Consider the following 25,829-nt stretch of genomic DNA (forward strand, 5'->3'; position numbering starts at 1 on the left):
CCATGGGTCTCATTCGGGAAATCGACTACGGCACGCCGGCCTCGACATCCGAGAAGCAGGTGACGCTGACCGTCGACGGCTTCACCGTCACCGTGCCGGAAGGCACCTCGATCATGCGCGCCTCGATGGAGGCGGGCATTGCCATTCCAAAACTCTGCGCCACCGACATGGTCGACGCTTTCGGCTCCTGCCGGCTCTGCCTGGTCGAGATCGACGGCCGCAACGGCACGCCCTCCTCGTGCACGACGCCGGTGGCGCCGGGGATGGTCGTGCACACCCAGACCGGTCGGCTGAAGGACATCCGCCGCGGCGTGATGGAGCTCTATATCTCCGACCATCCGCTCGACTGTCTGACCTGTGCTGCCAATGGCGACTGCGAATTGCAGACGCAGGCCGGCGTCGTCGGCCTGCGCGACGTACGCTACGGCTATGAGGGCGACAACCACGTTTTCAAGAAGAACGACGGCGCAGAAAACTTCAAATGGATGGCGAAGGACGAGTCCAACCCGTACTTCACCTATGATCCATCGAAATGCATCGTCTGCTCGCGCTGCGTGCGCGCCTGCGAGGAGGTGCAAGGCACTTTCGCGCTGACCATCGAGGGCCGCGGCTTCGAAAGCCGCGTGTCGCCCGGCTTGCACCAGCTTTTCATCGACAGCGAGTGCGTGTCCTGCGGCGCCTGCGTGCAGGCCTGCCCGACGGCGACGCTTTCCGAGAAATCGGTGATCAAGATCGGCCAGCCGGAGCATTCGGTCGTCACCACCTGCGCCTATTGCGGCGTCGGCTGCTCGTTCAAGGCCGAAATGCGCGGCGACGAACTGGTGCGCATGGTGCCCTACAAGAACGGCAAGGCGAACCGTGGCCATAGCTGCGTCAAGGGCCGTTTTGCCTACGGCTACTCGACCCACAAGGAGCGCATCCTCAATCCGATGATCCGCGAAAAGGTCACCGATCCATGGCGCGAGGTGTCGTGGGAAGAAGCGCTGACCCACACCGCCAGCGAGTTCCGCCGCATCCAGTACCAGTATGGCCGCACCTCGATCGGCGGCATCACCTCGTCGCGCTGCACGAATGAGGAAACCTATCTGGTGCAGAAGCTGATCCGCCAGGGTTTCCGCAACAACAATGTCGATACCTGCGCCCGCGTCTGTCATTCGCCGACCGGCTATGGCCTTGGCCAGACATTCGGCACCTCGGCCGGCACCCAGGATTTCGATTCGATCGAGCAGACCGACGTGGTGATGATCATCGGCGCCAATCCGACCGACGCACATCCGGTGTTTGCGTCGCGCATGAAGAAGCGGTTGCGCAAGGGCGCCAAGCTGATCGTGCTCGACCCGCGCCGCACCGACATCGTGCGCTCGGCCCATATCGAGGCGCAGCATCATCTGCCGCTGAAGCCCGGCACCAATGTCGCCGTGGTCACCGCGCTTGCCCATGTCATCGTCACCGAAGGCCTGTTCGACGAGGCCTTCATCCGCGAGCGCTGCGACTGGGACGAGTTCCAGGACTGGGCGTCGTTCGTGGCGCTGCCGGAAAACAGCCCGGAAGTCGTCGGACAGCTTGCCAATGTCGATCCCGAAGAGATCCGCGGCGCCGCACGGCTGTTTGCCACCGGCGGTAACGGCGCGATCTATTACGGCCTCGGCGTGACCGAGCACAGCCAGGGCTCGACCACCGTCATCGCCATCGCCAACCTCGCCATGGCGACCGGCAATATCGGCCGGCCGGGCGTCGGCGTGAATCCGCTGCGCGGCCAGAACAATGTCCAGGGCTCCTGCGACATGGGTTCGTTCCCGCATGAGCTGCCCGGCTATCGTCACGTCTCCGGCGATGCGGTGCGCGATATCTATGAGAGCCTTTGGGGCGTCAAGCTCGACGACGAGCCCGGCCTGCGCATCCCCAACATGCTGGACGCCGCCGTCGACGGCTCGTTCAAGGGCCTCTATGTGCAGGGCGAGGACATCCTGCAGTCCGACCCCGACACCAAGCATGTCGCCGCGGGCCTCGCCGCGATGGAATGTGTCGTCGTGCACGACCTCTTCCTCAACGAGACCGCCAACTACGCGCATGTCTTCCTGCCGGGCTCGACTTTCCTCGAGAAGGACGGCACTTTCACCAACGCCGAGCGCCGCATCAATCGCGTGCGCAAGGTGATGGCGCCGCGCAACGGCTTTGCGGACTGGGAAGTGACGCAGAAGCTCGCACAGACGATGGGGCTTGACTGGAATTACCAGCATCCGTCGGAAATCATGGACGAGATCGCCAAGACGACTCCGAGCTTCGCCAAGGTCTCCTTTGACTATCTGGACAAGATGGGCTCGGTGCAGTGGCCGTGCAACGAGCAGGCGCCAGAAGGCACGCCGATCATGCATATCAGCGGCTTCGTGCGCGGCAAGGGCAAGTTCATCCGCACCGAATATGTGGCGACCGACGAGAGGACGGGACCGCGCTTCCCGCTGCTGCTGACCACCGGCCGCATCCTGTCGCAGTACAATGTCGGCGCGCAGACCAGGCGTACCGACAACGTTATGTGGCACAGCGAGGACCGGCTCGAGATCCACCCGCATGACGCCGAAAACCGCGGTCTGCGCGACGGCGACTGGGTCCGCCTGACCAGCCGCTCCGGCGAGACGACGCTGCGCGCGCTGATCACCGACAAGGTGTCGCCGGGCGTGGTCTATACGACGTTCCACCACCCCGACACGCAGGCCAACGTCATCACCACCGACTTTTCCGACTGGGCGACCAACTGCCCGGAATACAAGGTGACGGCGGTGCAGGTCGGCGCGTCCAACGGACCGTCGGAATGGCAGCGCGACTATGACGAGCAGGCCCGCAACAGCCGTCGCATCGCGACCCTGGAAGCAGCGGAGTAATCTTTGAGCGCGCCCCGCAAAGCGACGACGCAGATTTCGCGGCTGGCGCACCGCGCCGGCGGCACTGCGGCCGCCAACCGGATGGTACCGGAAGAGACGCCGGTGGCGTTCTCCTTTGCCGGCACCACCCATGCGGTGATGATGGCAAGTCCAGCCGATTTCGAGGATTTCGCGCTCGGCTTCTCGCTGACCGAAGGCATTATCGCCGACGGCCGGGAAATCGAGGCGATCGAAGTCGAAGATCACGGCGCCGGCATCGACATCCAGATCAGGCTCAAGGACCAGGCCAATAGGCGCTTCGAGGCGCGGCGCCGGCGGCTGGCCGGCCCGGTCGGCTGCGGGCTGTGCGGCATTGAGTCGATCGAGGAGGCGATGCGCTCGGTCGAGGCGGTCGGTTCGTCAAAACTTACGCTTGCTGGGAGCGACATCGTCCGTTCGGTCAAGCTTTTGTCAAAAGTGCAGCCGCTGCATGCCGAGACCGGCGCGGTCCATGCCGCCGGTTTTTACGTCCCCGGCAAGGGCATTGTCATGGCGCGCGAGGATGTCGGCCGTCATAATGCGCTCGACAAGCTGGCCGGTGCGCTTGCCAAAGCCGGTATCGATGGCACCTTGGGTGCCGTTGTCGTGACGTCGCGCGTTTCGGTCGAGATGGTGCAGAAGACGGCGGCGATCGGTGCGGCCTTCGTCATCGCCGTCTCGGCGCCGACCGCGCTTGCCATCCGCACCGCCGAGGACGCCGGCATGACGCTGGTGGCTCTCGTGCGCGGCGATGATTTCGATATCTTCACCCACCCCGAACGCGTGGTTTCCGGAGTTGCCAAGCATGTCGCATGACGAAGGCCACCTCATGAGCACCAGCGAGAAGCTGGTCCGCATGGCCAACCAGATCGCCGCCTTTTTTCAATCCAAGCCGCGCGAGGAAGGCATTGCCGGCGTCGCCGAGCACATCAACAAGTTCTGGGAACCGAGGATGCGGCGGCAACTGTTCGAAATGCTGGACAATGGCGGCGAAGGCTTCAACGAGCTTGTCGTGGCCGCCTCGGCAAGGATCAAGCGGCCGGCTGCACCGGAAGCAATGGGCTTCGGCGCCGATGCCGGGGGCGTCGTTCTAGGCGGCAAAGGCCCCGGGGCCGGTGAGTTGAATGCCGGGATCGCCGCTTCGCAGAAGTAGGCTAACGGACGTGCCTCTGACGGCTCGCCGGCTTCTATTTCCGTCCACTAAAGTTTGATCTGCCGCAAGCGATACGCCTCTGCTATGTTGGGCGATCAGAAATCGTCGGGCCGGGCGGACAAATCTCGTGAGGCCGATCCAAACTCGATACGCTCGAAGTGGCGACGTGCGGATCGCCTATCAGGTGGTCGGCCAAGGTTCGTTCGATCTCGTTTTCGTGCCGGGCTTCATTTCCAATCTCGACCTGCACTGGGAAGACGAAGGCTACAGCCGGCTGCTGAAGCGGCTTTCGGCCTTCTCGCGGCTGATCCTCTTTGACAAGCGCGGCACCGGTCTATCGGACCGCATCGATACCAATCACCTACCTAGCCTTGAAACCCGCATGGACGACGTGCGGGCGGTGATGGACGCCGCCGGCAGCGGGCGTGCGGCATTGCTCGGTGCCTCGGAAGGCGCGCCAATGGCGATGCTGTTCGCTGCCACCTATCCGGAGCGGACGCGGGCACTGGCGCTCTATGGCGGCTATGCGCATTTCTACAAATGGGTAATGCCGCCCGAACGCCTCGACGCCTTCATCGAGATGGCCGAGACGGCATGGGGCACCGGCGCCACCTTGCCGCATTTCGCACCTGGCCGGGTCGACGATCCTCGTTTTGCAACATGGTGGGGGCGTTTCGAGCGGCTGTCGGCAAGCCCGACGGCGGCAGCGGCCTTGGCGCGCATGAATGCGGCGATCGACGTGCGCGGCGTGCTGGCGGCGATCAGCGCACCGACGCTGCTGGTCCATCGCCGCAACGATGCGCGCGTCGACCCCGATGCCAGCCGCTTCCTGGCAAGGAAGATCGCGAATTCGCGATTGGTCGAGGTCCCCGGGCGCGACCACCCGATCTGGACCGGCGATGTCGATGGGGTGGCCGACCTGATCGAGGAGTTCCTGACCGGAGCGCGCGCGATAGCCGAGGTGGAGCGTGTGCTGGCTGCGCTTTTGGTGACGCGCATTTACGATTCGGCACGGCTCGGTGACCGCATGTGGAGCGAGCGCAGCCAGCGCTTCCAGGAGACTTGGCGGCTGCTGGTCGGGCGCCATGGCGGCCGCGCGGCAGGCACGCATGGCGAGATGATGATCTCACGCTTCGACGGACCGGCGCGCGCCATACGCTGCGCGGCGGCGCTACGTGATGCGGCACTGGGAATCGGCGTGGCCAGCGCGCAGGGCGTGCATGTTGGTGAGGTCGAGTTGCGTGGGCCGCCAACCGGACTGACGGCGCGCGTGACGATGCAGCTTGCCACCCATGCCGGCCGCGGCGACATCATCGCTTCGCGGCTGGTGGCCGACCTGGCAACCGGCTCGGGACTTCATTTCGCCGATGCTGGCCGGATCACGCTCGACGAGCTGAGCGAGCCGCTGGCGCTGGTCCAAGTGACCTCGGAACAGCATCTGGAGCCGGCCTGCCGGCCGAAGGCCAAGACGGCCGAGCCTGCCGCGTTGACGGAACGCGAAAGCGAGGTGGTGAGCCTGATTGCCGACGGCAAGAGCAATGCCGCGATCGCCGCCGAACTCAGGCTGAGCGAGCATACGGTCAAGCGCCACGTCGCCAATATTCTGCTCAAGCTGGACCTGCCGTCGCGGGCCGCGGCTGCGGCGTTCTCGGCCAGGCACGCTGGCCCGGACGGGCCATAGGAGCCATGGCGCTTTCAGGCGAAGCGGCCGACCGTGCGCAAGTACTATCAATTCTCCATGCAGGCCAGGCGGATGCCCGCCGGGAAAGGTGCTGCAAATGGATAAAAAAATGCTGAAGTTGACACTCAAATCGCTGGTGCTGGCGGCGGGCGTTGGCGCGCTGTTGGCGATAACCCCTGCCAAGGCCGAGGACGCCTCGGCGACTGCTGCCTACAAGGATATCGAGGCGACGCTCGGCTCGGTGCCGGACATGTTCAAGACGCTGCCTGAAGTCGCTGTCGCCGGCGCCTGGGCCGAGATCAAGTCGGTGCAGCTGAACCCAAACACTGCGCTCGACGGCAAGACCAAGGAGTTGATGGGCCTGGCTGTGGCGACCCAGATCCCCTGCCAGTACTGCGTCTATTTCCATACGCGGGCGGCCAAGCTCAACGGCGCCACCGACGAGGAGATCAAGGAGGCGGTGGCGATGGCGGCGATCGTGCGTCACTGGTCGAAGATGCTGAACGGCAGCCAGGTCGATCTCGCGACTTTCAAGCAGCAGGCGGATGAGGTGTTCGCCGCCGTCAGAGCGAAGTCGCAGTGAAAAAGTCACTGCCCGACGATGAGCGCCGGGCAGCGTTTTTGATCATCAACCGCCCGATCGTGAAGACGGGCACATGGAGGAAAAAATGCAGACCAAGACACTGGCCGTGGACGGCGCGGCGATCAAGAATGCGATCGAAGGCCGTGACGGAAAGATGCTGTCGAGCTTCTATGCCGATGACGCGCTGGTGCGGGTGATCGACCGCAACAACCCGCCGAGCAAGCCGCGTGAAATCCGCGGGCGCGCGGCGATCAGCACGTTCTGGGACGACATCTGCAGCCGGGCGATGACCCACAAGGTCGACACCACCATCGCCGATGGCAACAATCTCGCCTTCACTCAGGCCTGCAGCTACCCGGACGGCACAAAGGTGTTCTGCGCGGCGATGCTGGAGCTGAAGGACGGCCAGATTGCGCGGCAGACCGTCGTGCAGGCCTGGGACGAGTGAGGAGGCAGCCATGTTCAGCGCCAGATGGCAGATCGACGCCAAGTTCGGGCACAAGCAGACAGTGCTCGACTTGTTGAAAAAATGGGAACACGAGATCGGCTCGCAGGTCGGTCTGGCCGACCTCGAGTTCCAGATCATGACCGGCTCGATCGGCGCAAGAGAGGCAACGGTCGAGTCGCATCATCAGGTCGAAAGCCTTGCCCATCTGGAGGAGTTCTTCGCCAAGATCGGCAAGATCGACGCCCACGCCAAATGGGGCAAGGAGATGGAGCCCTATGTCGTGTCGGGCACCAGCCTGTGGAACATCTATCGCATCGTGGAGTAGCAGTTCTTCTCTTCATTTACGGGAGAAGACGCCGACCGGCGGATGAGGGTTGGCGCCAGCTTGGCAAAGGCTGTGCTGCCCCTCATCCGGCCCTTCGGGCCACCTTCTCCCCGTCACGGGGAGAAGGGAGACTACCCGTGCGCAACCATCACATGGCGGACGGCGGTATAATCCTCCAGCGCATAGAGCGACATGTCCTTGCCGTAGCCGGACTGCTTCAGCCCGCCATGCGGCATCTCGTTGGTCAGCATGAAGTGGGTGTTGATCCAGGTGCAGCCATATTGCAGACGGGCCGCTGTCGCCATGGCGCGCGAGACATCCTTTGTCCACACCGAGGATGCGAGGCCATAGTCGCTGTCATTGGCCCAGTTCACCGCCTCGTCGACGTCGGAAAAACGGGTGACGGAGACGACTGGCCCGAACACTTCGCGGCGCACGATCTCGTCTTCCTGCAGCGCGCCGGCGACGACGGTCGGCTGATAGAAGAAGCCGGAGCCCTCGCCCGGCTTGCCGCCGGTGGTGATCTCGATGTGCTTCAGCTCCGAGGCGCGCTCGACGAAGCTCGAGACGCGGTCGCGTTGGCGGCGTGAGATCAGCGGCCCGATCTCGTTTTCGGTGTCGTCGGGGCGGTTGTATTTGATGGTCGAGACGGCGGAGGAAAGATCGGCGACGAGCTTTTCGTAGATCTTCCTGCCGGCATAGATGCGGCAGGCGGCGGTGCAGTCCTGGCCGGCATTGTAATAGCCGAAGGCGCGCAGGCCGTTGACCACCGCGCCGAGATCAGCGTCGTCGAAGACGATGACCGGCGCCTTGCCGCCGAGCTCGAGATGCGTGCGCTTGACCGATTTGGCGGCGGCCTGCAGCACCTTCTTGCCGGTGGCGACATCGCCGGTGATCGAGATCATGTTGATTTTCGGGTGGTTGATCAGCGTGTTGCCGACACTGTCGCCTCTGCCGAGCACGACGTTGACGACGCCCTCGGGCAGGATCTCGGCAAGGATTTTTGCCAGCTTCAGCGCCGTCAGCGGCGTCTGCTCGGACGGCTTGAAGACGACCGTGTTGCCGCCGGCAATCGCTGGCGCCAGCTTCCAGGCCATCATCATCAGTGGGTAGTTCCACGGCGCGATCGAGGCGACGACGCCGATGGCATCGCGGCGAACCATCGAAGTGTGGCCCGGGATGTATTCACCGGCGACTTGGCCGGGCATCGAGCGGACAGCGCCGGCAAAGAAGCGGTAGCAGTCGACGATCGCCGGGATTTCGTCGTTGAGCACGGCATTGATCGGCTTGCCGCAATTGAGCGCCTCGAGGGCGGCGAAATCTTGTGCCGCGGCCTCGATGCGATCGGCGATCTTCAGGAGATAGGCTGAGCGCTGCGCCGGCGTGGTGCGCGACCAGGTGACGAAGGCGTTTTCGGCCGCCAGCACCGCGGCCTCGATCTGCGACTGGCTGGCTTCGGGCAGGTTGAGGATGGTCGCCCCGGTCTTCGGATTGAGGATCGGCTCCTCGGTCTCGGCGCCCTTCTCGAATTTCGAGCCGATCAGCATCTTTGTGTCCATGGCAGTCTCTCCCTTATGGATTCTTGACGTCATTTGCCCGAACCGGCGATCTGGTCGCCGTTCTGGGTGAGGTAATACGCGACGAGGATGGGCAGCAGCGTCACCAGCACGACGACCATGGCCACGACGTTGGTGACCGGGCGCTGGCGCGGACGGATCAGCTCCTCCAGCATCCAGATCGGCAGCGTCTGCTGCTGGCCGGCGGTGAAGGTGGTGACGATGACCTCGTCGAACGACAGCGCAAACGCAAGCATGCCGCCGGCAAGCAGCGCGGTGGCGATGTTGGGCAGCACGACATGGCGAAAGGTCTGGAAGCCGTCGGCGCCGAGATCCATCGACGCCTCGATCATCGAGCCGGAAGTGCGGCGGAGGCGGGCGACGGCGTTGTTGTAAACGACGACGACGCAGAAGGTGGCGTGGCCGAGCACGATCGTCCAGAACGAGAACGGAATCTCGGCCAGCGAAAAGGCCGAACGCAGCGCGATGCCGGTGATGATGCCGGGCAGCGCGATCGGCAGGATGACCAGCAGCGAGATGGTTTCACGGCCAAAGAACCGTGTTCGCGAAACGGCGGCGGCGCAGAGCGTGCCCAGGACCAGGGCGACGAGTGTCGAGATGGCGGCGACACGGACCGACAGCGACAGCGCTTCCCACACGTCCGGGCGGTTCCAGGTGACGGCGAACCATTGCGTGGTCAGCCCCGGCGGCGGCCAGACGAAGCTCCTTTCCTCGGTCGTGAAGGCATAGATGAAGATCAGCAAGATCGGCAGATGCAGGAACAGCAGGCCGCAGGCTGCGGCGACCTTCAGGCCGAGAGGGGCCGATGATGAGCCATCAGAGCGCATCGAAGGCCCCCATGCGCTTGGCGCCCCAAAGGTAGAAGCCCATGATGACGATCGGCACAACGGTGAAGGCGGCTGCGAGCGGAATGTTGCCGGCGGTGCCCTGCTGCGAATAGACGGCCTGGCCGATGAACAGCCGCGAGGTGCCGATGATCTGCGGGATGATGTAGTCGCCGAGCGTCAGTGAGAAGGTGAAGATCGAGCCGGCGACGATGCCCGGCAGCGCCAGCGGGAACAGCACGTTGCGGAAGGTCTGGCCGGGCGAGGCGCCGAGATCGGATGAGGCCTCGACCAGATTGCCCGGCACGCGCTCGAGCGCCGCCTGCACCGGCAGGATCATGAACGGCAGCCAGACGTAGACGAAGACGATGAAGGTGCCGGTCGACGACACCGACAGCGAGTTGCCGCCGACGACCGGCAGTGACAGCCAGCCATCGAGCAGCCATAGAAGATGCAGCTTGGCGAGCAGCCAGGTCAGGATGCCTTCCTTGGCGAGAATGAGCTTCCAGGCGTAGATCTTGACCAGATAGCTCGACCACAGCGGCAGCATGATGCCGAGATAGAACAGAGCCTTCCAGCGGCCGCGCGCATAGCGCGCCGCGTAATAGGCGATGGGAAAGGCGATGATCGCCGAGACGAACGTGACCAGGGCCGCCATCGTCACCGTGCGCAGGATGATGTCGAGATTGGCGGCCTGCAGCAGGTCGCCATAGGTCTTCAGCGTGAACTGCCGGTTGATGAGGCCGGAGAATTCGTCGATCGAGAAAAAACTCTGCAACAGTAGAGCGAACAGCGAGCCGATATAGACGATGCCGAGCCACAACACCGGCGGCAGCAGCATCAACAGCAGCAGCAGCTTCGGCCTACGCCAGAACAGGTCGGACAACGAGCCGCGCACGCCGCCGCTTCCCGGCAGGATGGCGGGAGCGGGATTGGAGTTGAGCGCGGCGACTGTCATGACGCCGCTCTGTCTTGGCGATCGACGTGTGAAAGGCCGCGATCCTTCTCGCCCCCCTCGCCGTAGAGCGCCTTGCCTCGGCTATTAGCGACAGTTGCCGCAAGCGCCATCATCCCGGCTCATCCATCAAATGCAAATGCTCGCGGTTGAAGGTGAGCACGACCGCCTCACCTTCTTTCGGCAATGTGGCACCGGCCGGCACGATCGCATGCAATCTCAACCCGTCGGCGTCGAGCGCCAGTCTGGTCGTGGCGCCGAGATAGTTGGTCGAGACGAGACGGGCGGCAACGCCGTCGCCCTTGGCGGCACGGCCGATGCGAATGGATTCAGGGCGCAGGCTGCCCCAGCGATGCTGGCCGGAATAACGCTGGACGAAATCCGGCGGCAGCACGTTGGACGAGCCGACGAAATCGGCGACGAAGCGCGTCTTCGGGCGCTGGTAGATGTCCTGCGGCGTGCCGATCTGCATGATCTTGCCGTCGTTGAAGACGGCGACGCGGTCGGCCATCGACAGCGCCTCACCCTGGTCGTGGGTGACGAAGACGAAGGTGATGCCAAGCGCCTTCTGCAGCGACTTCAGCTCCTCCTGCATGTTCTCGCGCAGCTTGAGGTCGAGCGCGCCAAGCGGCTCGTCGAGCAGAAGCACCTTCGGCTGGTTGACCAGCGCGCGGGCGAGGGCGACGCGCTGGCGCTGTCCGCCGGAAAGCTGGCTCGGGCGGCGGGCGCCGTAGCCCGGAAGCCGGACCAGCGACAATGCCTCCTCGGCGGCCTTCTGCCGCTCCAGCTTGCCGACGCCCTTGACCATCAGCCCGTAGGCAACGTTGTCGAGCACGTTCAGATGCGGGAACAGCGCGTAGTCCTGGAAGACGGTGTTGACGTTGCGGCGATAGGGCGGAACGCCTTCGGCGCGTTCGCCGAAGATGGAGATCGAGCCCGATGTCGGCTGCTCGAAGCCGGCGATCAAGCGCAGGCAGGTCGTCTTACCGGAACCCGAAGGTCCAAGCATGGCGAAGAACTCGCCCGGCACGATATCGAGGTCGACCATATCGACGGCGCGCACGCTGCCGAAATGGCGCGAGACTTCTTGGAAGGAAACGGCTGATGTCATGGGCTGTCAGTCTGTTGCCGGTTTGATGTGTTGACATCGCGGCGCCGCCACGGATAGCGGGCGGGGCCAGCGAACTGCGCGGCACCCTCCCCTTGTGGGGAGGCGCGGCGAAGCCGCGGGTGGGGTCATTTGGCAAGAACTGCCGAGCGGACCCCACCCCGACGCTGCGCGTCGACCCTCCCCACAAGGGGGAGGGTAAGGGAGTTCACCGTCCGCCGATGACGCCGATATAGTCCGACACCCAGCGATAGTAAGGCACGCACTGGTCCTGGGTGGCGCATTTCGACACCGGCGTCTTCCAGAACTTGATCTTTTCGAAATTGTCGTAGCCGTTGGTCTTGCAGCCTTCGTCGCCGAGCAGTTCGTTGCCCTTGCAGGCAGCCGGCACCACCGGCAACGAACCGAACCAGGCGGAGACATCGCCCTGCACTTTTGGCGACAGCGAGTGCTCCATCCACATATAGGCGCAGTTCGGGTGGGCTGCGTCGGCTGCCAGCATGGTCGTGTCGGCCCAGCCGGTGACGCCTTCCTGGGGGATGGTCGAAGCGACCGGCTTCTTGGCTGCAATCAGCGTGTTGACCTGATAGGGCCATGAACCGGAGGCAACGACGCCTTCGTTCTGGAAATCGTCGACCTGGATGGCGGCGTCATGCCAGTAGCGGCCGACCAGCGTGCGCTGGACGCGCAGCAGATCGAGGGCGGCCTTGTACTGATCCTCGGTCAGCTCGTAGGGGTCCTTGATGCCGAGCTCCGGCTTGTGAAACATCAGATAGTTGGCGGCATCGGCGATGTGGATCGGCCCGTCATAGGCCTGGACGCGGCCCTTGTTCGACTTGCCGTCAGGCAAGGTCATCTCCTCGAAGACGACGTTCCAGCTCTTCGGCGCTTCCTTGAACACCTCGGTGTTGTACATCAGCACATTCGGTCCCCACTGGTAGGGAGCGCCGTAGTGGACGCCGCCGACCGTGAACCATGGCGCATCCTTGAGCCGGTCGTCGACCGTGTTCCAGCTCGGGATCAGATCGGTGTTGATCGGCTGGACCCGCTTGCCGGCAACGAGGCGCAGCGAAGCGTCGCCCGAGGCGGTAACGAGGTCGAAGCCGCCCTCATTCATCAGCGCGACCATCTCGTCGGAGGTGTTGGCGGTCTTGATATTGACCTTGCAGCCTGTGTTCTTCTCGAAAGACGTGACCCAATCATAGTTCTTGTCGGTTTCGCCGCGTTCGATGTAGCCGGGCCAGGCGACAATGTTGACCTGGCCCTCGCCGTTGCCGGGTTCCGTGACCTGGGCGATCGCCTGGCCGGAGAAGGCCAGCGCGACCGTCAATGCAGTGCATGACTTCAGGAATGAATTCATCGTCGATCTCCCATTTGAGGGGCCGCACTGTCGCGGCGGCTTGGTCCCTGATTGTCAGGGTGCTGTGAAATTTCCGGTTTCGCAAATTCATTTGTCAGAAAGGCGATATCGGTTTTTCCGATAGATCAGCGGCCGTTCTTGTCCTGCCGCTGACGAACCATGCGCTGCGACTGGGCAAGCCCGATGAAATCGCGCGCCGCCTGCGGCAGGCCGGAGCCGCGCCGCCAGACGGTGCCGACCTGGACAACCGGCAACGAGCCCGAAATATCGCGCGATTCGATGCGGTCGCCTTCCAGCGACCATGGCCGGTAGACGAGGTCGGGCAGCAGCGCCACGCCGGCGCCCGTAGCGACGAGGCTGCGCACCGCTTCGACCGAGCGGGTGCGGAAGGCGACATGCGGCTTGGCGGCGATCGCCGCCAGCAGTTTTCCGGTATTCTCTTCGATCTCGTCGACGGTCAGCATGATCAGCGGCTCCGACGCTATATCGCCAATGCCGATGATGTCGGCGCCGGACAGCGGATGGCCAAGCGGCAGCCATAGCCGGTAGGCCGAGACTTCGAGAATTTCCGATTGCAGGGCGGTGCGGTCGCGCAGGTTCGAGGTGACCATGACGGCGATGTCGAGCTTGCCGCCGATCAGCAGATGTTCGAGGTAGTCGCCATTGTCCTCGATGGCCGAGATCTCGACACCCGGATAGGCGCGGCGATAGCGGGCGAGAAGGTCGGACAGCACATAGCCGGCGACCAGCGAGGTGACGCCAAGCTGCAGCCGGCCGCCAGCCGCCGTTTGCTCGCCGGCGAAGGCGCGGCGCGCATCGGAAACGTCGGCAAGGATCTTTGTCGCGTGGCGCAGGAACTGGTGGCCCTTGTGGGTGATGTTGAGGCCGCGCGGATGGCGCTCGAACAGTTCGACGCCGAGATCGCCTTCGAGTTCCTTGATCGCCTGGGTGACCGACGATTGCGAGATGGACAGGTTTTGGGCGGCGCCGGACACCGTGCCTTGCTCGGCAACGGCGATGAAGAATTGCAATTGGCGAATGGTGAAGGCCATCGCCGGACTAAACACCGGGACGGCAAGGAAGAAAAGCCACCCGAACTCAGGCTCACCGCTTTACTGCTCTGGCCAGGTCAGGCCCCGCTTTCGCTGCCGGCAATGCTGAGCCGTGCGCCCGCTTGCCCAAGGGCTGCGGCGATGGCACGCGGCGGCGGCCGATCGGTGACGAGTTCGGAAAACCCGTCGAGGCCGCAGACCTGGACCAGGCCCTGGCGACCGAACTTGGTGTGGTCGGTGATGACGAGCGAGCGCTGGCCGCGCGACAGCACCATGCGGGCGAATTCCGCCTCTTCCAGATCATAGTCCATCACGCCGGTGACGGCATCGACCGCGCCGGTGGAGATCACAGCGTGGCTGACGGAAAAGCGGCTGACGAATTCGATGGCCGAGACGCCGAAGGCGGCGCCCGAATCGCTGCGCAGTTCGCCGCCGGCCATATAGACCTTGTTGCCGTTGACGGTGGCCAGCGTGCGGGCGATGTCCGAGGAGTTGGTGACCACCGTCAACCGCCGGTGGCCGAGCAGTTCGCGGGCCAGGAAAGAGGTGGTGGTGCCGGTGTCGAGCATGATCGCTTCGCCGTCGCGGATGGTGGCGGCAACCATGCGGGCGATGGCACGCTTGGCATCGGCATTCTCGCGCATGCGCCGCTCGAACGGCGCCTCGCCGGCCATCGACGGCAGGCCGACGGCGCCATGCATCTTCAGGATCGAACCGTCACTGGTCAGCGGCTTGACGTCGCGGCGCACGGTCTCCAGCGAGACGCCCAGCCGGTCGGCCAGGCTGGCGATGGTGACGGTGCCTTCCTCATGGAGGAGACGCAGGATTTCGCCATGCCGCTTCGAGTGCATCGATCTCACCCAATCGGTTTGTTGCGCTACTGACCGCTTCTAAGGCAAATTGGCCACAGTCTACAAGAATTCCCTGTGATTTCGGGCAAAAAGCCACAAGTTTCCGTTGACAAGCCAGATCACATGGCGTGACACTGGCTTGTGACAGGCTTCGGAACTGCCACGGGAGAACGATGGCAGAGCCGCACCGAAATTCGCCTGCCCGAACGTCCGGGAAATCGTCTGACGTAAGGGAAAAGGACTTTCTTGAATCCGCGGGGGCGGATGCCGGAGTCAAGGAACCCGGCACAGGGGCTCGTCGGTGCGGTGCGGGATACCGATCCCGGGATCCCGCACCGACGAGAATTTCGCATTGCTCCCTCCTGCCGGCCGCCATCTTTGCGTCGCACGCGACGCCTTGACCCCCCGCGCAACGAGGGATGAACCTGTGACCGCCGAGGACCGCATCCGCGCCCTGCCCTGCTGGACCGGCAGCATCGAGATCGCGCCGCTGCCGGGCGGCCTGAGCAACGCCAACTATCTGGTCAAGGACGCCGCCGGGCGGCATGTCGTGCGCTTTGGCCAGGACTTTCCGTTCCACCACGTCTTTCGCGAGCGCGAGGTGATGACCGCGCGCGCGGCGCATGCCGCCGGCTTCGCGCCGGCGGTCCACTATTCCGAGCCCGGCATCCTGGTAACGGAATTTCTCGGCGCCAAGACCTATGTCGCCGAAGACGTCCGCGGCAATATCGACCGCGTCGCCGCCCTGATGCGCGGCTTCCATCGCGAGATGCCCAATCATGTCACCGGCGCCGGCTTCATGTTCTGGGTATTTCACGTCATCCGCGACTATGCGCGCACGCTGGAGGAAGCCGACAGCCGCATGCGAAGCGAGTTGCCGCGGCTGCTGACGCTTGCGGACGAGCTCGAACGGGCGCAGAAATTGCTGCCAATCGTCTTCGGTCACAATGACCTTCTGCCGGCTAACATTCTGGATGACGGCAACAGGCTGTGGCTGATCGATTTCGAATATGCCGGCTTCAACACGGCGATGTTCGACCTCGCCGGCGTCGCCTCGAACGCCAGCATGAACGACGAGGAGTCCTTCGCCTTCCTGACCGCCTATTTCATGAAGGAGCCGGACGAGGCGATCCGCCGCTCGCATGCGGCCATGCAATGCGCATCGCTGCTGCGCGAGGCGATGTGGAGCATGGTTTCCGAACTTTACCTCAACGCGCCCGGCATCGACTACGTCGCCTATACCTGCGAAAACCTGACGCGGCTCGATGCCGCGCTGGAAAACTACAGAACAAAATACGGACAGAAATCATGACATTGCCCGCCCACGCCGAGATCGTCGTCATCGGCGGCGGCATAATCGGCTGTTCGACGGCTTATCATCTGGCGCGGGACCACAAGGCCGATGTCGTGCTCCTGGAACAGGGCAAACTGACTTCGGGCTCGACATGGCATGCGGCGGGGCTGGTCGGTCAGTTGCGGACTTCGGCCTCGATCACCCGCGTGCTCAAATATTCGGTCGATCTCTACAGGGGGCTGGAAGCCGAAACCGGGCTCGCCACCGGCTGGAAGATGACCGGGTGCCTGCGGCTCGCCACCAATGCCGACCGCTGGATCGAGTATAAGAGGCTGGCGACGACGGCGAAAAGCTTCGGCATGGATATGCAGTTGCTGTCACCGGCCGAGGTCGAGGCAATGTGGCCGCTGCTGGCAACCGGCGATCTCGTCGGCGCCAGCTGGCTGCCGACCGACGGCCAGGCAAGCCCTTCCGACATCACGCAGTCGCTGGCCAAAGGCGCGCGCATGCATGGCGCCAGACTGTTCGAGGATGTCCGCGTCACCGGCTTCGACATGAAGGATGGCCGCATCACAGTGGTGAAGACCAACAGGGGCGATATCGCCTGCGACAAGGTGGTGAACTGTGCCGGGCAATGGGCGCGGCAGGTCGGCGCCCTTGCCGGCATCAACGTGCCGCTGCAACCGGTGAAGCACCAGTACATTATCACCGAAAGAATAGACGGGTTGGGGAACGATGGGCCGACGATCCGCGACCCCGACCGCCGCATCTATTTCAAGGAGGAGGTCGGCGGGCTGGTGATGGGCGGCTATGAGCCGAACCCACAAGCCTGGACGACCGATCTTCCCGGCGGCGATGTCCCTGACGACTGGCAGTTTCGGCTGTTCGATGACGATTACGATCATTTCGAGCAGCATATGAACCAGGCGATCACGCGGGTTCCGGCGCTCGAAACCGTCGGCGTCAAGCAGATGATCAACGGGCCGGAGAGTTTTACGCCGGACGGCAATTTCATTCTCGGCGTGGCGCCCGAATGCGCCAACATGTTCGTCGGCGCCGGCTTCAACGCCTTCGGCATCGCGGCAGGCGGCGGCGCCGGCTGGGTGCTGGCGCAGTGGGTGGTCGACGGCGAGGCGCCACTCGACCTGTGGGTGGTCGATATCAGGCGCTTTTCCCACCTGCACCGCGACCGGCAATGGGTCCGCGACCGCACGCTGGAAGCCTATGGCAAGCACTACACGATCGGCTTCCCGCATGAGGAGTATGTCACGGGTCGGCCACGGATCGTGTCGCCGCTCTATGAACGGCTGCAAAAGCACCACGCCGTGTTCGGCTCCAAACTCGGTTGGGAGCGGCCGAACTGGTTTGCGCCCGAAGGCGTCGAGCCGAAGGACATCTATTCGATGGGCCGGCAGAACTGGTTCGCGCCGGTCGGCGACGAGCACCGGCACGTGCGCGAACACGTCGGCATCTTCGACCAGTCGTCTTTCGCCAAATACGAAATGACCGGTGCGGATGCGCTGAAGGCGCTCGACTGGATCTGCGCCAACGACATCGCCAAACCGGTCGGCCGGCTGACCTACACCCAGCTTCTCAACACGCGCGGCGGCATCGAGGCCGACCTGACCGTGGCACGGCTCGGCGAGGAACTATTCTACGTCGTCACCGGCACCGGCTTTCGGACGCATGACTTTTCGTGGATCGGCGATCATGTCGGCAAGGAGCTCGACGTGACGCTCACCGACGTCACCGAGGATTTCGGCACGCTGTCGCTGATGGGTCCGCGCGCCCGCGACGTGCTGGCCGCGGTGACCGATGCGGACGTGTCGAACACCGCTTTCCCGTTCGGACACGTGCGGGAAATCTCCATCGCCGGCCACACAGTTCGGGCGCTGCGCGTCACCTATGTCGGCGAGCTCGGCTGGGAGCTGCATGTGCCGATCGCGGCGACGGGCGAAATCTTCGACGCGCTGATGACCGCGGGCGAGAAATACAACATCCGCCCGGTCGGCTACCGGGCGCTGGAATCGCTGCGGCTGGAAAAAGGCTACCGCGCCTGGGGCTCCGACATCACGCCCAACGACACGCCGCAGGAGGCCGGCCTCGGCTGGGCGGTGAAGCTTCGCAAGAATACCGATTTTCTCGGGCGGCGGGCGCTGGAAGAGATCAGCGGCGCGGCGCTGAAAAAACGCTTTGCCGGCTTCACCGTCGATGATTGCGAGATCGTGCTGCTCGGGCGCGAAACGATCCTGCGCAACAGCGAGCCGGTTGGCTACCTGACCAGCGGCGGCTATGGCTACACGGTCGGCAAGAACATCGGCTACGGCTATGTGCGCAACGCCGACGGCGTCAGCGACGATTTCCTCACCTGCGGCGACTACGAGTTGGTGGTGGCGATGGAGCGGACGCCGGCAAAAATCCATCTCGAGCCGCTTTACGACCCGGCCGGCGCAAAGGTGAAGGCGTAGAGCAGGGCAATCGCGTCAGGGGCGGCGCAGACATCAACAAATCTAAAGCGGTCACCCTGGATCAATTCACGCGCAGAACCACCCCCCGGCTCGGCACGGTGTCGGCCTCGCCCGGCATGGAGACATAGGGCGATGTCTCCTCGGCGCGCGTGACGACGCCCTTCGCCTCGAGGTCGGCGATCCGTGCGGAAAAGCCGGCGTCCCACAGCGTGTTCTTGACCGTCAGCACGATTATCCCGCCCGGCCGGCAGATGCGGATCAGTTCGTCCAGTCCCTCAGCGCCGACATGGCCCGAGGTGAAGACGCCGGCCGATATGATGCCGGCATAGGCGTCATCCGCGAAGGGCAGCGGTCCGCCGAGCGCCAGGCAGTGAAGCGCCGAATAGACGCCCTTGCGCGCTGCCTGGGCCAGCATGCCTTCGGAAATGTCGAGCGCCTCGACCTGCGGATAGCCGGCGATCTTCAGCCACTCGCCGATGAGCCCGGTGCCGGCACCGGCATCGAGGAGCGGCGCCGCGCCGCGCGGCAGGTGGCGGGCTAGCAGGGCAAGGCAGATGGTCGGATGGCGATAACCGACCGCCGACATGTCGGCGTCGTAGGTGTCCGACCAGCGGTCGTAGAGCGCCGCCACTTCTTCAGGCCGCTTTGCTGCATAGGCTGCGGCGAGCGCACCCTCGTTTTTCCTGTCCGCCATCGCAGTCCTGTCCGCAATATCAAAGCGCCGCAGCGTCCTTAGCGCCTCCTGCAGGATCGCACGGCGCTGAAGTGAATCGCATGCCGGCAATGATAGCCAAACGGCGAAATTTGTGGAACCGTCGTCACCACAAATAAGGCGCGAAAAAAGGGCAGATGCGATGGTGGACGAGGAAGCACGCGCGGCGCTTGCAGCCATTCCGGCGCTGGCCGGCTACGAAGGACCGCTTGAGCGGCTCGGCGGCCTCACCAACCTCGTCTTCAGGGCTGGAGATGTCTGCCTGCGCATTCCCGGCAAGGGCACGGAGGAATATATCAACCGCGCCCACGAGGCGGTGGCGGCAAAGGAAGCCGCCAAGGCCGGCGTCAGCCCCGAGCTGCTGCATGTCGACGGCGAGACAGGCGTGATGGTGACGCGCTTCGTCGTCGGCGCCGACACGATGTCGCCGGAAAAGTTCAAAACCCGGCCGGGCAGTCCGGCGCGTGCCGGCAAAGCCTTCCGCAGATTGCATGCATCCGGCGCGGTGTTTCCCTTCCGCTTCGAGCTTTTTGCGATGATCGACGACTATCTGAAGGTGCTGTCGACCAAGGACGTTGCCCTGCCTGCCGGCTACCACGATGTGGTACGCGAGGCGGAAACCGTGCGCTCGGCGCTTGCCGCGCATCCCCTGCCTCTCGTCGCCTGCCACTGCGATCCGCTGTGCGAAAACTTCCTCGATACGGGCGACAGGATGTGGATCGTCGACTGGGAATATTCCGGCATGAACGATCCGCTCTGGGATCTCGGCGACCTCAGCGTCGAAGGCCAGTTTGATACGGCGCAGGAGGAAGAGATGATGCAGGCCTATTTCGGTGGCGAGCCGACGCCGGCAGAGCGCGGCCGCGTCATCATCTACAAGGCGATGTGCGACCTGTTGTGGACGCTGTGGGGGCTGATCCAGCTCGCCAACAGCAATCCGGCCGACGATTTCCGCGCCTATGCCGACGGCCGTTTTTCACGCTGCAGAGCGCTGATGGGGACGGCCGACTTCTTAAGGCATCTGGCGGCAGTGCGCGCAGGCTAAGGACCAGAGAAAATCTGGATTCTAGTTGACGCCTTTCGGCACGTTTTCGGGCGGCACGGTGTCGACCACCTTCTGGCGATGGAAGATGAACAGGCCGGCCAGCACGATGATGCCCGAGCCGATCAGGATGCGCGGGCCGGGCATGTCGCCGAAGAAGGCCAGCCCGAAGATGACGGCCCACAGCAACAGGCTGTAATGCAAGGGCGCCAGCGTCGACGCCGGCGCCAGCTTCAGCGCCCTGGTGATCATCAGATGCGCGCCGCAGGAGACGATGCCAAGAAGCAGCATCGCGCCGAAATCCAGCGAGGACGGCGTCTGCCAGTTGCCGATGGTGAGAAACCCGCCGACCAGCAGCGTGCCGATGGTTTGCCAGGTAACGAGCGAGGTGTCGCTGGTGCCGCGCAACCGCCGGTTGAGGATGATGGCGAAGGCGAATGAAATGCTTCCGGCCAGCGCGAAGGTCGACGACAGCGAAAACGCGGCCGAGGACGGTTCGAGCATGATCAGCACGCCGCAGAAGCCGACCAGGATCGCCATCCAGCGGCGCCAGCCGACCTTTTCACCAAGCAACAAATGGGACAGCGCCGCCACGTAGATCGGCCCCGCCATGTAGAAGCTCATGACGTCGGCGAGCGGCAGATAGACGACGGCGGCGTAAAACAGCGCCGTGTCGAGCGTCGTCATGACGACGCGCAAGACCTGCAGTTCCAGGCGCTCCATGCGGAACAACTTGGCCGTACCTTGACGCGCGATCATCGGACCGAGCACGAAAAAGGCGCCGATGGAACGGATCAGCACGACCTGGCCGACGGAAAAGCTGGCGACCAGCCATTTGCCCATCGCATCGTTCAACGCAAACAGGAAATCGCCGGCCAGCATCAGCAGAATGCCAGCCAAAAGCACGTTCCTGATCGTCAAATTCTGGGCTGTTGGCTGTGCCATGCCGATGTCGCTTCCTCCCGCATGAAAGCCCGGTGAGCAGCGTTCGTAGACGCAAGCAGCCGCTTTGACGAGTGGAATTCGGGAAGCCGGCCAGACCAGAGCCGGAAATCGGCTGGGCCTAGATAGCCGCTTGAACGCCTACTTTGGCCGCGCCCGAATGATGATCGGACGATAGATCACCGGCCGATCCTAGGGATCGAAGACCGACGCACTTCTGAGCTCGGCGCGGCGCGCCAGATCGATGCGCTGCAGACATTCGGCGAAGGCATCATTCTTCCTGACGAAGCCGTAGGAACGGCATTTCGCCTCGTCCGCGGCACGACGGTCTTCGGCCGTCATGCAGCCTGCACAACTCGCCGCCAACGCGATCACCATCGCCGTCTTGTGCCACATGGTGTCCTCCTCGACATAAAGCTGGAGGTTGATTTTAGACTTGGTGTCGGGACCTATCAATCGGGCCGATCGGGTTTTGAGACGGGCGATGCCTGCGGTTCACTGTTGCCGGTCGTCCGGCGATCGAGAGCCGTGTTTCCTGCCTGGACCGCTCGGCCACCACCTTGCCCCTGGCGATGACGCAGAGGCGTTCGGGGCGCAGGCGCAAGGCCTCGACCGGGTCGCCGGCATCGAGGACGACGAGACTGGCGCGTTTGCCGACCGCCAGGCCGAGATGGTCGAGGCCCATGATGGCGGCGTTGACGTTAGTGACCATGTCGAAGCAGCGCGCCATGTCGGCCGGGCTCGACATCTGGGCGACGTGAAGGCCCATGAAGGCGACGTCGAGCATGTCGGCGGTGCCCAGCGAATACCAGGGGTCGAGCACGCAATCCTGGCCCCAGCCGACGCGGATGCCGTGGGCAAGCATTTCCTTGACCCGCGTCAGGCCGCGGCGTTTGGGGAATGTGTCGTGGCGGCCCTGCAGCATGATGTTGATCAGCGGATTGGGGATCGCCGAGACGCCTGCCTCTGATATCAGCGGCAACAGCTTCGAGACATAGTAATTGTCCATCGAGTGCATCGAAGTGAGATGCGAGCCGGCGACCCTGCCCTGCATGCCGAGGCGTTGCGTCTCATAGGCCAGTTGCTCGATATGGCGCGACAGCGGATCATCGGTCTCGTCGCAATGCAGGTCGACCATGAGCCCGCGTTCTGCGGCGATTTCGCACAGTTCCGTTACCGAGCGTGTGCCGTCGGCCATGGTGCGCTCGAAATGCGGAATACCGCCGACGATGTCGACACCCATGTCGAGCGCGCGGATGGTGTTATCGCGCGCCGTCGGCGAGCGATAAAACCCATCCTGCGGGAAGGCGACCAGTTGCAGGTCGATATAAGGCGCAACCGCCTTCTTCACATCGAGCAGGGCTTCGACCGCCAGCAGCCTGGTATCGCAAACATCGACATGGCTGCGGATGGCGAGCAGGCCCATCGACACTGCCCAGTCGCAATAGGCGAGCGCGCGGTCGCGCACCGCTTCGTGCGTCAACAGCGGCTTCAGCTCGCCCCACAGCGAGATGCCTTCGAGCAGCGTGCCCGACGCGTTGATGCGCGGGATGCCCAAGGAGAGCGTGGCGTCCATGTGAAAATGCGGATCGACGAAGGGCGGCGAGATCAGATTGCCATGGGCGTCGATCGCCGTACCCGCGGTTACGTTCAGCTCCGGCTCGATGGCCGCGATCGTCTCGCCGATGATGCCGATATCGGCGATCCTGCCGTCGGGCAGCGTGCCGCCGCGGACGATAAGGTCGAAAGTCATCTACTGTCATCCCTTTGAAGAAGCAGACCTATTCCGGCACATGCCTTACCGCACCCTTGGCAGCACTGGTCGCCATCGAGGCGTAGGCGCGCAAGGCCATCGTCACCTTGCGCTTGCGCTTTTCCTCCGGCTTCCAGGCGGCGGCTCCCTTGGCCTCCATCGCGGCGCGGCGGGCGGCCAGTTTGGCATCGTCGACAGCAAGCCGGATGGTGCGGTTCGGGATATCGATCTCGATCGTGTCGCCCTCATGCACCAGCCCGATCAGCCCGCCTTCCGCCGCCTCGGGAGAGGCATGGCCGATCGACAGGCCGGAGGTGCCGCCGGAGAAGCGGCCGTCGGTGACCAGCGCACAGGCCTTGCCGAGGCCCTTCGACTTCAAATAGCTGGTCGGGTAGAGCATTTCCTGCATGCCGGGGCCGCCGCGCGGCCCTTCGTAGCGGATGACCACGACATCGCCAGCCTTGATCTCGTTGGACAGGATCGCCTTGACGCAGGCGTCCTGGCTTTCGAACACCCTGGCCGGGCCGGTGAATTTCAGGATCGATTCATCGACGCCCGCGGTCTTCACGATGCAGCCGTCGAGCGCCAGGTTGCCTTTCAGCACGGCAAGGCCACCATCCTTGGAGAAAGGATATTGGGCCGAGCGGATGACACCCTTCTCCCGGTCGAGATCGAGCTCGTCCCAGCGGCGATCCTGGCTGAAGGCAACCTGCGTCGGCACGCCGCCCGGGGCCGCCAGAAAGAAGTCGCGGACATTCTGGCTTGACGTGCGCGAGATATCCCAATGGTCGAGCGCCTCGCCGAGAGTTGCGGTGTGCACCGTCGGCAGGTCGCGGTTGATCAGTCCGGCGTTATCGAGCTGACCAAGGATCGCCATGATGCCGCCGGCGCGGTGGACGTCCTCCATGTGGACGTCGGCCTTGGCCGGCGCAACCTTGCACAGCACCGGAACCCGCCGCGACAGCCGGTCGATGTCCTCCATGGTGAAGTCGATCTCGCCCTCATGCGCGGCAGCCAGGATGTGCAGCACAGTGTTGGTCGAGCCGCCCATGGCGATGTCGAGCGTCATGGCGTTCTCGAAGGCGCCCTTCGAGGCGATGCTGCGCGGCAGCGCGGTGTCGTCGTCCTGCTCGTAGTAGCGCTGGGCGAGATCGACGATCAGGTGGCCGGCCTCGACGAACAGCCGCCTGCGGTCGGCGTGCGTCGCCAGCGTCGAACCGTTGCCGGGCAGCGATAGGCCAAGTGCCTCGGTCAGGCAATTCATCGAGTTGGCGGTGAACATGCCAGAGCAGGAGCCGCAGGTCGGGCAGGCCGAGCGCTCGATGGTCTTGACGTCCTCGTCGGAGATCTTGTCGTCGGCGGCAGCGACCATCGCGTCGACCAGGTCAAGCGCCTGCGTCTTACCGGCGAGCACCACCTTGCCGGCTTCCATCGGCCCGCCGGAGACGAAGACTGTCGGGATGTTGAGGCGCAGCGACGCCATCAGCATGCCCGGCGTGATCTTGTCGCAATTCGAGATGCAGACCATGGCGTCGGCGCAGTGGGCGTTGACCATGTACTCGACCGAGTCGGCGATCAACTCGCGCGACGGCAGCGAATAGAGCATGCCGTCATGGCCCATGGCGATGCCGTCGTCGACAGCGATGGTGTTGAACTCCTTGGCGACGCCGCCGGCCTTTTCGATCTCGCGGGCGACCAGCTGGCCGAGATCCTTGAGGTGAACATGCCCCGGAACGAACTGGGTGAAGGAATTGACGACAGCGATGATCGGCTTGCCGAAATCGGAATCCTTCATGCCGGTGGCGCGCCACAGGCCGCGGGCACCGGCCATGTTGCGGCCATGGGTGGTGGTGCGGGAGCGATAGGCAGGCATAGGCTGTCCCTTGCTGTCTGCGTCGCGCCCGGACAGGCGCGGAAAACCGGAATTGAGCGGCGTTATATACGCCGCGGTCCGGTCTGGCCACGGTTTTGCGATGCGCCAGATAGAGGAACCAGCGGCGATGGTCTCGAACCGAAGCCGGCAGCCGCACCAGGCGGTAAAAAAGAGTCGGAAGTCCTGTCGGATCGTGTTTTGCTCGAGCGTCCTTGGGCAACGGCGGGACCGGGCATCAATCGCCAGGCGGCCGTTCTACGCGTGAAAAACAAAGCCAAAACAGCCCGAGGAGCAAGAAAATGCAAAAGATCACCCCCTGCCTGTGGTTCGACGACCAGGCCGAGGAGGCCATGAACCACTACATCTCCATCTTCAAGAACTCGAAGGTGCTGAGCGTGATGCGCTGGCCCAAGGGTAGCGGCGATAATGAGGGCAAGGTGCTGGTGACCTATTTCGAGCTCGACGGCGTTCAGTTCCAGGCGCTCAACGGCGGGCCGCAATTCAAGTTCACCGAGGCAGTCTCGCTGTCCATCGACTGCAAGACGCAGGAGGAGGTCGACTATTTCTGGGACAGGCTCATCGAGGGCGGTGGCGAGCCCAGCCAGTGCAGCTGGCTGAAGGACAAATTCGGCGTCTCCTGGCAGGTCGTGCCGGAGCAATTGCCGAGGCTGCTGCAGGACCCCGACACGGAAAAGGCCGGCCGTGTCATGCAGGCGATGATGCAGATGACCAAGATCGATATCGCCAAGATCGAAGAGGCAGCCAGGGGGTGAGAACTGCGATCTTCCTTCTCCCCCTGTGGGAGAAGGTGGATCGGCGCGCAGCGCCGAGACGGATGAGGGGTGTTCCAGCGGAGTGAGACGTTGGCGTTCCCTGGAACACCTCTCATCCGTCGCCTTCGGCGACACCTTCTCCCACAGGGAGGCCTTTG

General features: G+C 64.0%; 23 protein-coding genes. 11 read left to right on the forward strand and 12 right to left on the reverse strand.

The features are described from left to right. Positions 1–2: 2 nt before the first annotated feature. The 7 genes from fdhF (at position 3) to NMG80_RS17280 (ending at position 7,087) form a co-directional block, all read left to right on the forward strand. Positions 3–2,879 carry a formate dehydrogenase subunit alpha gene (gene fdhF, locus NMG80_RS17250; protein ID WP_254019182.1) on the forward strand — a complete coding sequence of 959 codons (2,877 nt, stop codon included), beginning with the start codon at positions 3–5 and terminating at the stop codon, positions 2,877–2,879. Positions 2,880–2,882: 3 nt separating this feature from the next. Next, entirely contained in the window at positions 2,883–3,713 is an 831-nt protein-coding gene (fdhD, locus tag NMG80_RS17255) for a formate dehydrogenase accessory sulfurtransferase FdhD (protein WP_254019183.1), read from the forward strand. Next, positions 3,703–4,050: a formate dehydrogenase subunit delta gene (locus NMG80_RS17260; protein ID WP_254019184.1), complete on the forward strand. Its 348-nt coding sequence runs from the start codon at positions 3,703–3,705 to the stop codon at positions 4,048–4,050. The genes fdhD and NMG80_RS17260 overlap by 11 nt, the downstream gene beginning before the upstream one ends. A 127-nt stretch (positions 4,051–4,177) precedes the next feature. After that, the gene (locus tag NMG80_RS17265; RefSeq protein ID WP_254019185.1) at positions 4,178–5,731 is read left to right on the forward strand and encodes an alpha/beta fold hydrolase; all 1,554 of its coding nucleotides are present in this window, start codon (positions 4,178–4,180) and stop codon (positions 5,729–5,731) included. Positions 5,732–5,840: 109 nt separating this feature from the next. Beyond that, on the forward strand, positions 5,841–6,314 hold the full coding sequence (locus NMG80_RS17270; RefSeq protein WP_254019186.1) for a carboxymuconolactone decarboxylase family protein: 474 nt from the start codon (positions 5,841–5,843) through the stop codon (positions 6,312–6,314). Between the two features lie 85 nt (positions 6,315–6,399). Continuing rightward, a complete protein-coding gene (locus NMG80_RS17275) occupies positions 6,400–6,762 on the forward strand; it encodes a nuclear transport factor 2 family protein (RefSeq protein ID WP_254019187.1) in 363 nt (120 codons plus the stop codon). Positions 6,763–6,772: 10 nt separating this feature from the next. Continuing rightward, complete coding sequence (locus tag NMG80_RS17280) at positions 6,773–7,087, forward strand: hypothetical protein (protein ID WP_254019188.1); 315 nt, start codon at positions 6,773–6,775, stop codon at positions 7,085–7,087. A 131-nt stretch (positions 7,088–7,218) separates the two neighbouring features. On the opposite strand, the gene NMG80_RS17285 is transcribed toward NMG80_RS17280, so the two are convergent. The 7 genes from NMG80_RS17285 to NMG80_RS17315 all read right to left on the reverse strand — a co-directional run bounded on the left by NMG80_RS17285 (position 7,219) and on the right by NMG80_RS17315 (position 14,814). Next, positions 7,219–8,646: a gamma-aminobutyraldehyde dehydrogenase gene (locus NMG80_RS17285; RefSeq protein ID WP_254019189.1), complete on the reverse strand. Its 1,428-nt coding sequence runs from the start codon at positions 8,644–8,646 to the stop codon at positions 7,219–7,221. Between the two features lie 29 nt (positions 8,647–8,675). Next, positions 8,676–9,491 (reverse strand): ABC transporter permease, encoded by an 816-nt coding sequence (locus tag NMG80_RS17290; protein WP_254019190.1) that lies wholly within the window; start codon positions 9,489–9,491, stop codon positions 8,676–8,678. Further along, positions 9,481–10,446, reverse strand: coding sequence for an ABC transporter permease (locus NMG80_RS17295; protein WP_254019191.1), 966 nt, complete (start codon positions 10,444–10,446; stop codon positions 9,481–9,483). The genes NMG80_RS17290 and NMG80_RS17295 overlap by 11 nt, the downstream gene beginning before the upstream one ends. 109 nt (positions 10,447–10,555) lie before the next feature. Beyond that, on the reverse strand, positions 10,556–11,554 hold the full coding sequence (locus NMG80_RS17300; RefSeq protein ID WP_254019192.1) for an ABC transporter ATP-binding protein: 999 nt from the start codon (positions 11,552–11,554) through the stop codon (positions 10,556–10,558). Between the two features lie 205 nt (positions 11,555–11,759). After that, positions 11,760–12,911, reverse strand: a complete 1,152-nt coding sequence (locus tag NMG80_RS17305; protein ID WP_254019193.1) for an ABC transporter substrate-binding protein — start codon at positions 12,909–12,911, stop codon at positions 11,760–11,762. 125 nt (positions 12,912–13,036) lie between these two features. After that, positions 13,037–13,963: a LysR family transcriptional regulator gene (locus NMG80_RS17310; protein ID WP_254019194.1), complete on the reverse strand. Its 927-nt coding sequence runs from the start codon at positions 13,961–13,963 to the stop codon at positions 13,037–13,039. 77 nt (positions 13,964–14,040) lie between these two features. Continuing rightward, complete coding sequence (locus tag NMG80_RS17315; protein WP_254019195.1) at positions 14,041–14,814, reverse strand: DeoR/GlpR family DNA-binding transcription regulator; 774 nt, start codon at positions 14,812–14,814, stop codon at positions 14,041–14,043. A gap of 427 nt (positions 14,815–15,241) precedes the next feature. On the opposite strand from NMG80_RS17315, the gene NMG80_RS17320 reads away from it, so the two are divergent. After that, entirely contained in the window at positions 15,242–16,126 is an 885-nt protein-coding gene (locus NMG80_RS17320) for a phosphotransferase family protein (protein ID WP_254019196.1), read from the forward strand. Beyond that, entirely contained in the window at positions 16,123–18,576 is a 2,454-nt protein-coding gene (locus NMG80_RS17325; protein ID WP_254019197.1) for a GcvT family protein, read from the forward strand. The genes NMG80_RS17320 and NMG80_RS17325 overlap by 4 nt, the downstream gene beginning before the upstream one ends. 61 nt (positions 18,577–18,637) lie before the next feature. On the opposite strand, the gene NMG80_RS17330 is transcribed toward NMG80_RS17325, so the two are convergent. Next, positions 18,638–19,270, reverse strand: a complete 633-nt coding sequence (locus tag NMG80_RS17330) for a class I SAM-dependent DNA methyltransferase (RefSeq protein WP_254019198.1) — start codon at positions 19,268–19,270, stop codon at positions 18,638–18,640. Between the two features lie 160 nt (positions 19,271–19,430). On the opposite strand from NMG80_RS17330, the gene NMG80_RS17335 reads away from it, so the two are divergent. Further along, positions 19,431–20,333: a phosphotransferase family protein gene (locus NMG80_RS17335; RefSeq protein ID WP_254019199.1), complete on the forward strand. Its 903-nt coding sequence runs from the start codon at positions 19,431–19,433 to the stop codon at positions 20,331–20,333. A gap of 21 nt (positions 20,334–20,354) precedes the next feature. On the opposite strand, the gene NMG80_RS17340 is transcribed toward NMG80_RS17335, so the two are convergent. The 4 genes from NMG80_RS17340 to ilvD form a co-directional block, all read right to left on the reverse strand. Then, entirely contained in the window at positions 20,355–21,275 is a 921-nt protein-coding gene (locus tag NMG80_RS17340) for a DMT family transporter (RefSeq protein WP_254019200.1), read from the reverse strand. A gap of 189 nt (positions 21,276–21,464) precedes the next feature. Further along, positions 21,465–21,668: a hypothetical protein gene (locus NMG80_RS17345; RefSeq protein ID WP_254019201.1), complete on the reverse strand. Its 204-nt coding sequence runs from the start codon at positions 21,666–21,668 to the stop codon at positions 21,465–21,467. Positions 21,669–21,702: 34 nt separating this feature from the next. Beyond that, positions 21,703–23,025: an amidohydrolase family protein gene (locus tag NMG80_RS17350; RefSeq protein WP_254019202.1), complete on the reverse strand. Its 1,323-nt coding sequence runs from the start codon at positions 23,023–23,025 to the stop codon at positions 21,703–21,705. A 28-nt stretch (positions 23,026–23,053) separates the two neighbouring features. Further along, positions 23,054–24,898: a dihydroxy-acid dehydratase gene (ilvD, locus tag NMG80_RS17355; protein ID WP_254019203.1), complete on the reverse strand. Its 1,845-nt coding sequence runs from the start codon at positions 24,896–24,898 to the stop codon at positions 23,054–23,056. Between the two features lie 299 nt (positions 24,899–25,197). Here ilvD and NMG80_RS17360 point away from each other — a divergent pair, with 299 nt between their 5' ends. Beyond that, positions 25,198–25,671, forward strand: a complete 474-nt coding sequence (locus tag NMG80_RS17360) for a VOC family protein (protein ID WP_077376998.1) — start codon at positions 25,198–25,200, stop codon at positions 25,669–25,671. Positions 25,672–25,829: the final 158 nt, after the last annotated feature.

Source organism: Mesorhizobium escarrei (assembly GCF_935825525.1).
GTDB classification, from domain to species: domain Bacteria; phylum Pseudomonadota; class Alphaproteobacteria; order Rhizobiales; family Rhizobiaceae; genus Mesorhizobium; species Mesorhizobium escarrei.

What these genes read in the sequence shown, in the direction of transcription:
- ilvD (WP_254019203.1), bottom strand. Translation starts at nt 24,898, where the DNA reads ATGCCTGCCTATCGCTCCCGCACCACCACCCATGGCCGCAACATGGCC.
- fdhF (WP_254019182.1), top strand. Translation starts at nt 3, where the DNA reads ATGGGTCTCATTCGGGAAATCGACTACGGCACGCCGGCCTCGACATCC.
- NMG80_RS17285 (WP_254019189.1), bottom strand. Translation starts at nt 8,646, where the DNA reads ATGGACACAAAGATGCTGATCGGCTCGAAATTCGAGAAGGGCGCCGAG.
- NMG80_RS17305 (WP_254019193.1), bottom strand. Translation starts at nt 12,911, where the DNA reads ATGAATTCATTCCTGAAGTCATGCACTGCATTGACGGTCGCGCTGGCC.
- NMG80_RS17340 (WP_254019200.1), bottom strand. Translation starts at nt 21,275, where the DNA reads ATGGCACAGCCAACAGCCCAGAATTTGACGATCAGGAACGTGCTTTTG.
- NMG80_RS17270 (WP_254019186.1), top strand. Translation starts at nt 5,841, where the DNA reads ATGCTGAAGTTGACACTCAAATCGCTGGTGCTGGCGGCGGGCGTTGGC.
- NMG80_RS17280 (WP_254019188.1), top strand. Translation starts at nt 6,773, where the DNA reads ATGTTCAGCGCCAGATGGCAGATCGACGCCAAGTTCGGGCACAAGCAG.
- NMG80_RS17350 (WP_254019202.1), bottom strand. Translation starts at nt 23,025, where the DNA reads ATGACTTTCGACCTTATCGTCCGCGGCGGCACGCTGCCCGACGGCAGG.
- NMG80_RS17345 (WP_254019201.1), bottom strand. Translation starts at nt 21,668, where the DNA reads ATGTGGCACAAGACGGCGATGGTGATCGCGTTGGCGGCGAGTTGTGCA.
- NMG80_RS17330 (WP_254019198.1), bottom strand. Translation starts at nt 19,270, where the DNA reads ATGGCGGACAGGAAAAACGAGGGTGCGCTCGCCGCAGCCTATGCAGCA.
- NMG80_RS17325 (WP_254019197.1), top strand. Translation starts at nt 16,123, where the DNA reads ATGACATTGCCCGCCCACGCCGAGATCGTCGTCATCGGCGGCGGCATA.
- NMG80_RS17335 (WP_254019199.1), top strand. Translation starts at nt 19,431, where the DNA reads ATGGTGGACGAGGAAGCACGCGCGGCGCTTGCAGCCATTCCGGCGCTG.
- NMG80_RS17295 (WP_254019191.1), bottom strand. Translation starts at nt 10,446, where the DNA reads ATGACAGTCGCCGCGCTCAACTCCAATCCCGCTCCCGCCATCCTGCCG.
- NMG80_RS17315 (WP_254019195.1), bottom strand. Translation starts at nt 14,814, where the DNA reads ATGCACTCGAAGCGGCATGGCGAAATCCTGCGTCTCCTCCATGAGGAA.
- NMG80_RS17310 (WP_254019194.1), bottom strand. Translation starts at nt 13,963, where the DNA reads ATGGCCTTCACCATTCGCCAATTGCAATTCTTCATCGCCGTTGCCGAG.
- NMG80_RS17290 (WP_254019190.1), bottom strand. Translation starts at nt 9,491, where the DNA reads ATGCGCTCTGATGGCTCATCATCGGCCCCTCTCGGCCTGAAGGTCGCC.
- NMG80_RS17360 (WP_077376998.1), top strand. Translation starts at nt 25,198, where the DNA reads ATGCAAAAGATCACCCCCTGCCTGTGGTTCGACGACCAGGCCGAGGAG.
- NMG80_RS17260 (WP_254019184.1), top strand. Translation starts at nt 3,703, where the DNA reads ATGTCGCATGACGAAGGCCACCTCATGAGCACCAGCGAGAAGCTGGTC.
- NMG80_RS17300 (WP_254019192.1), bottom strand. Translation starts at nt 11,554, where the DNA reads ATGACATCAGCCGTTTCCTTCCAAGAAGTCTCGCGCCATTTCGGCAGC.
- NMG80_RS17275 (WP_254019187.1), top strand. Translation starts at nt 6,400, where the DNA reads ATGCAGACCAAGACACTGGCCGTGGACGGCGCGGCGATCAAGAATGCG.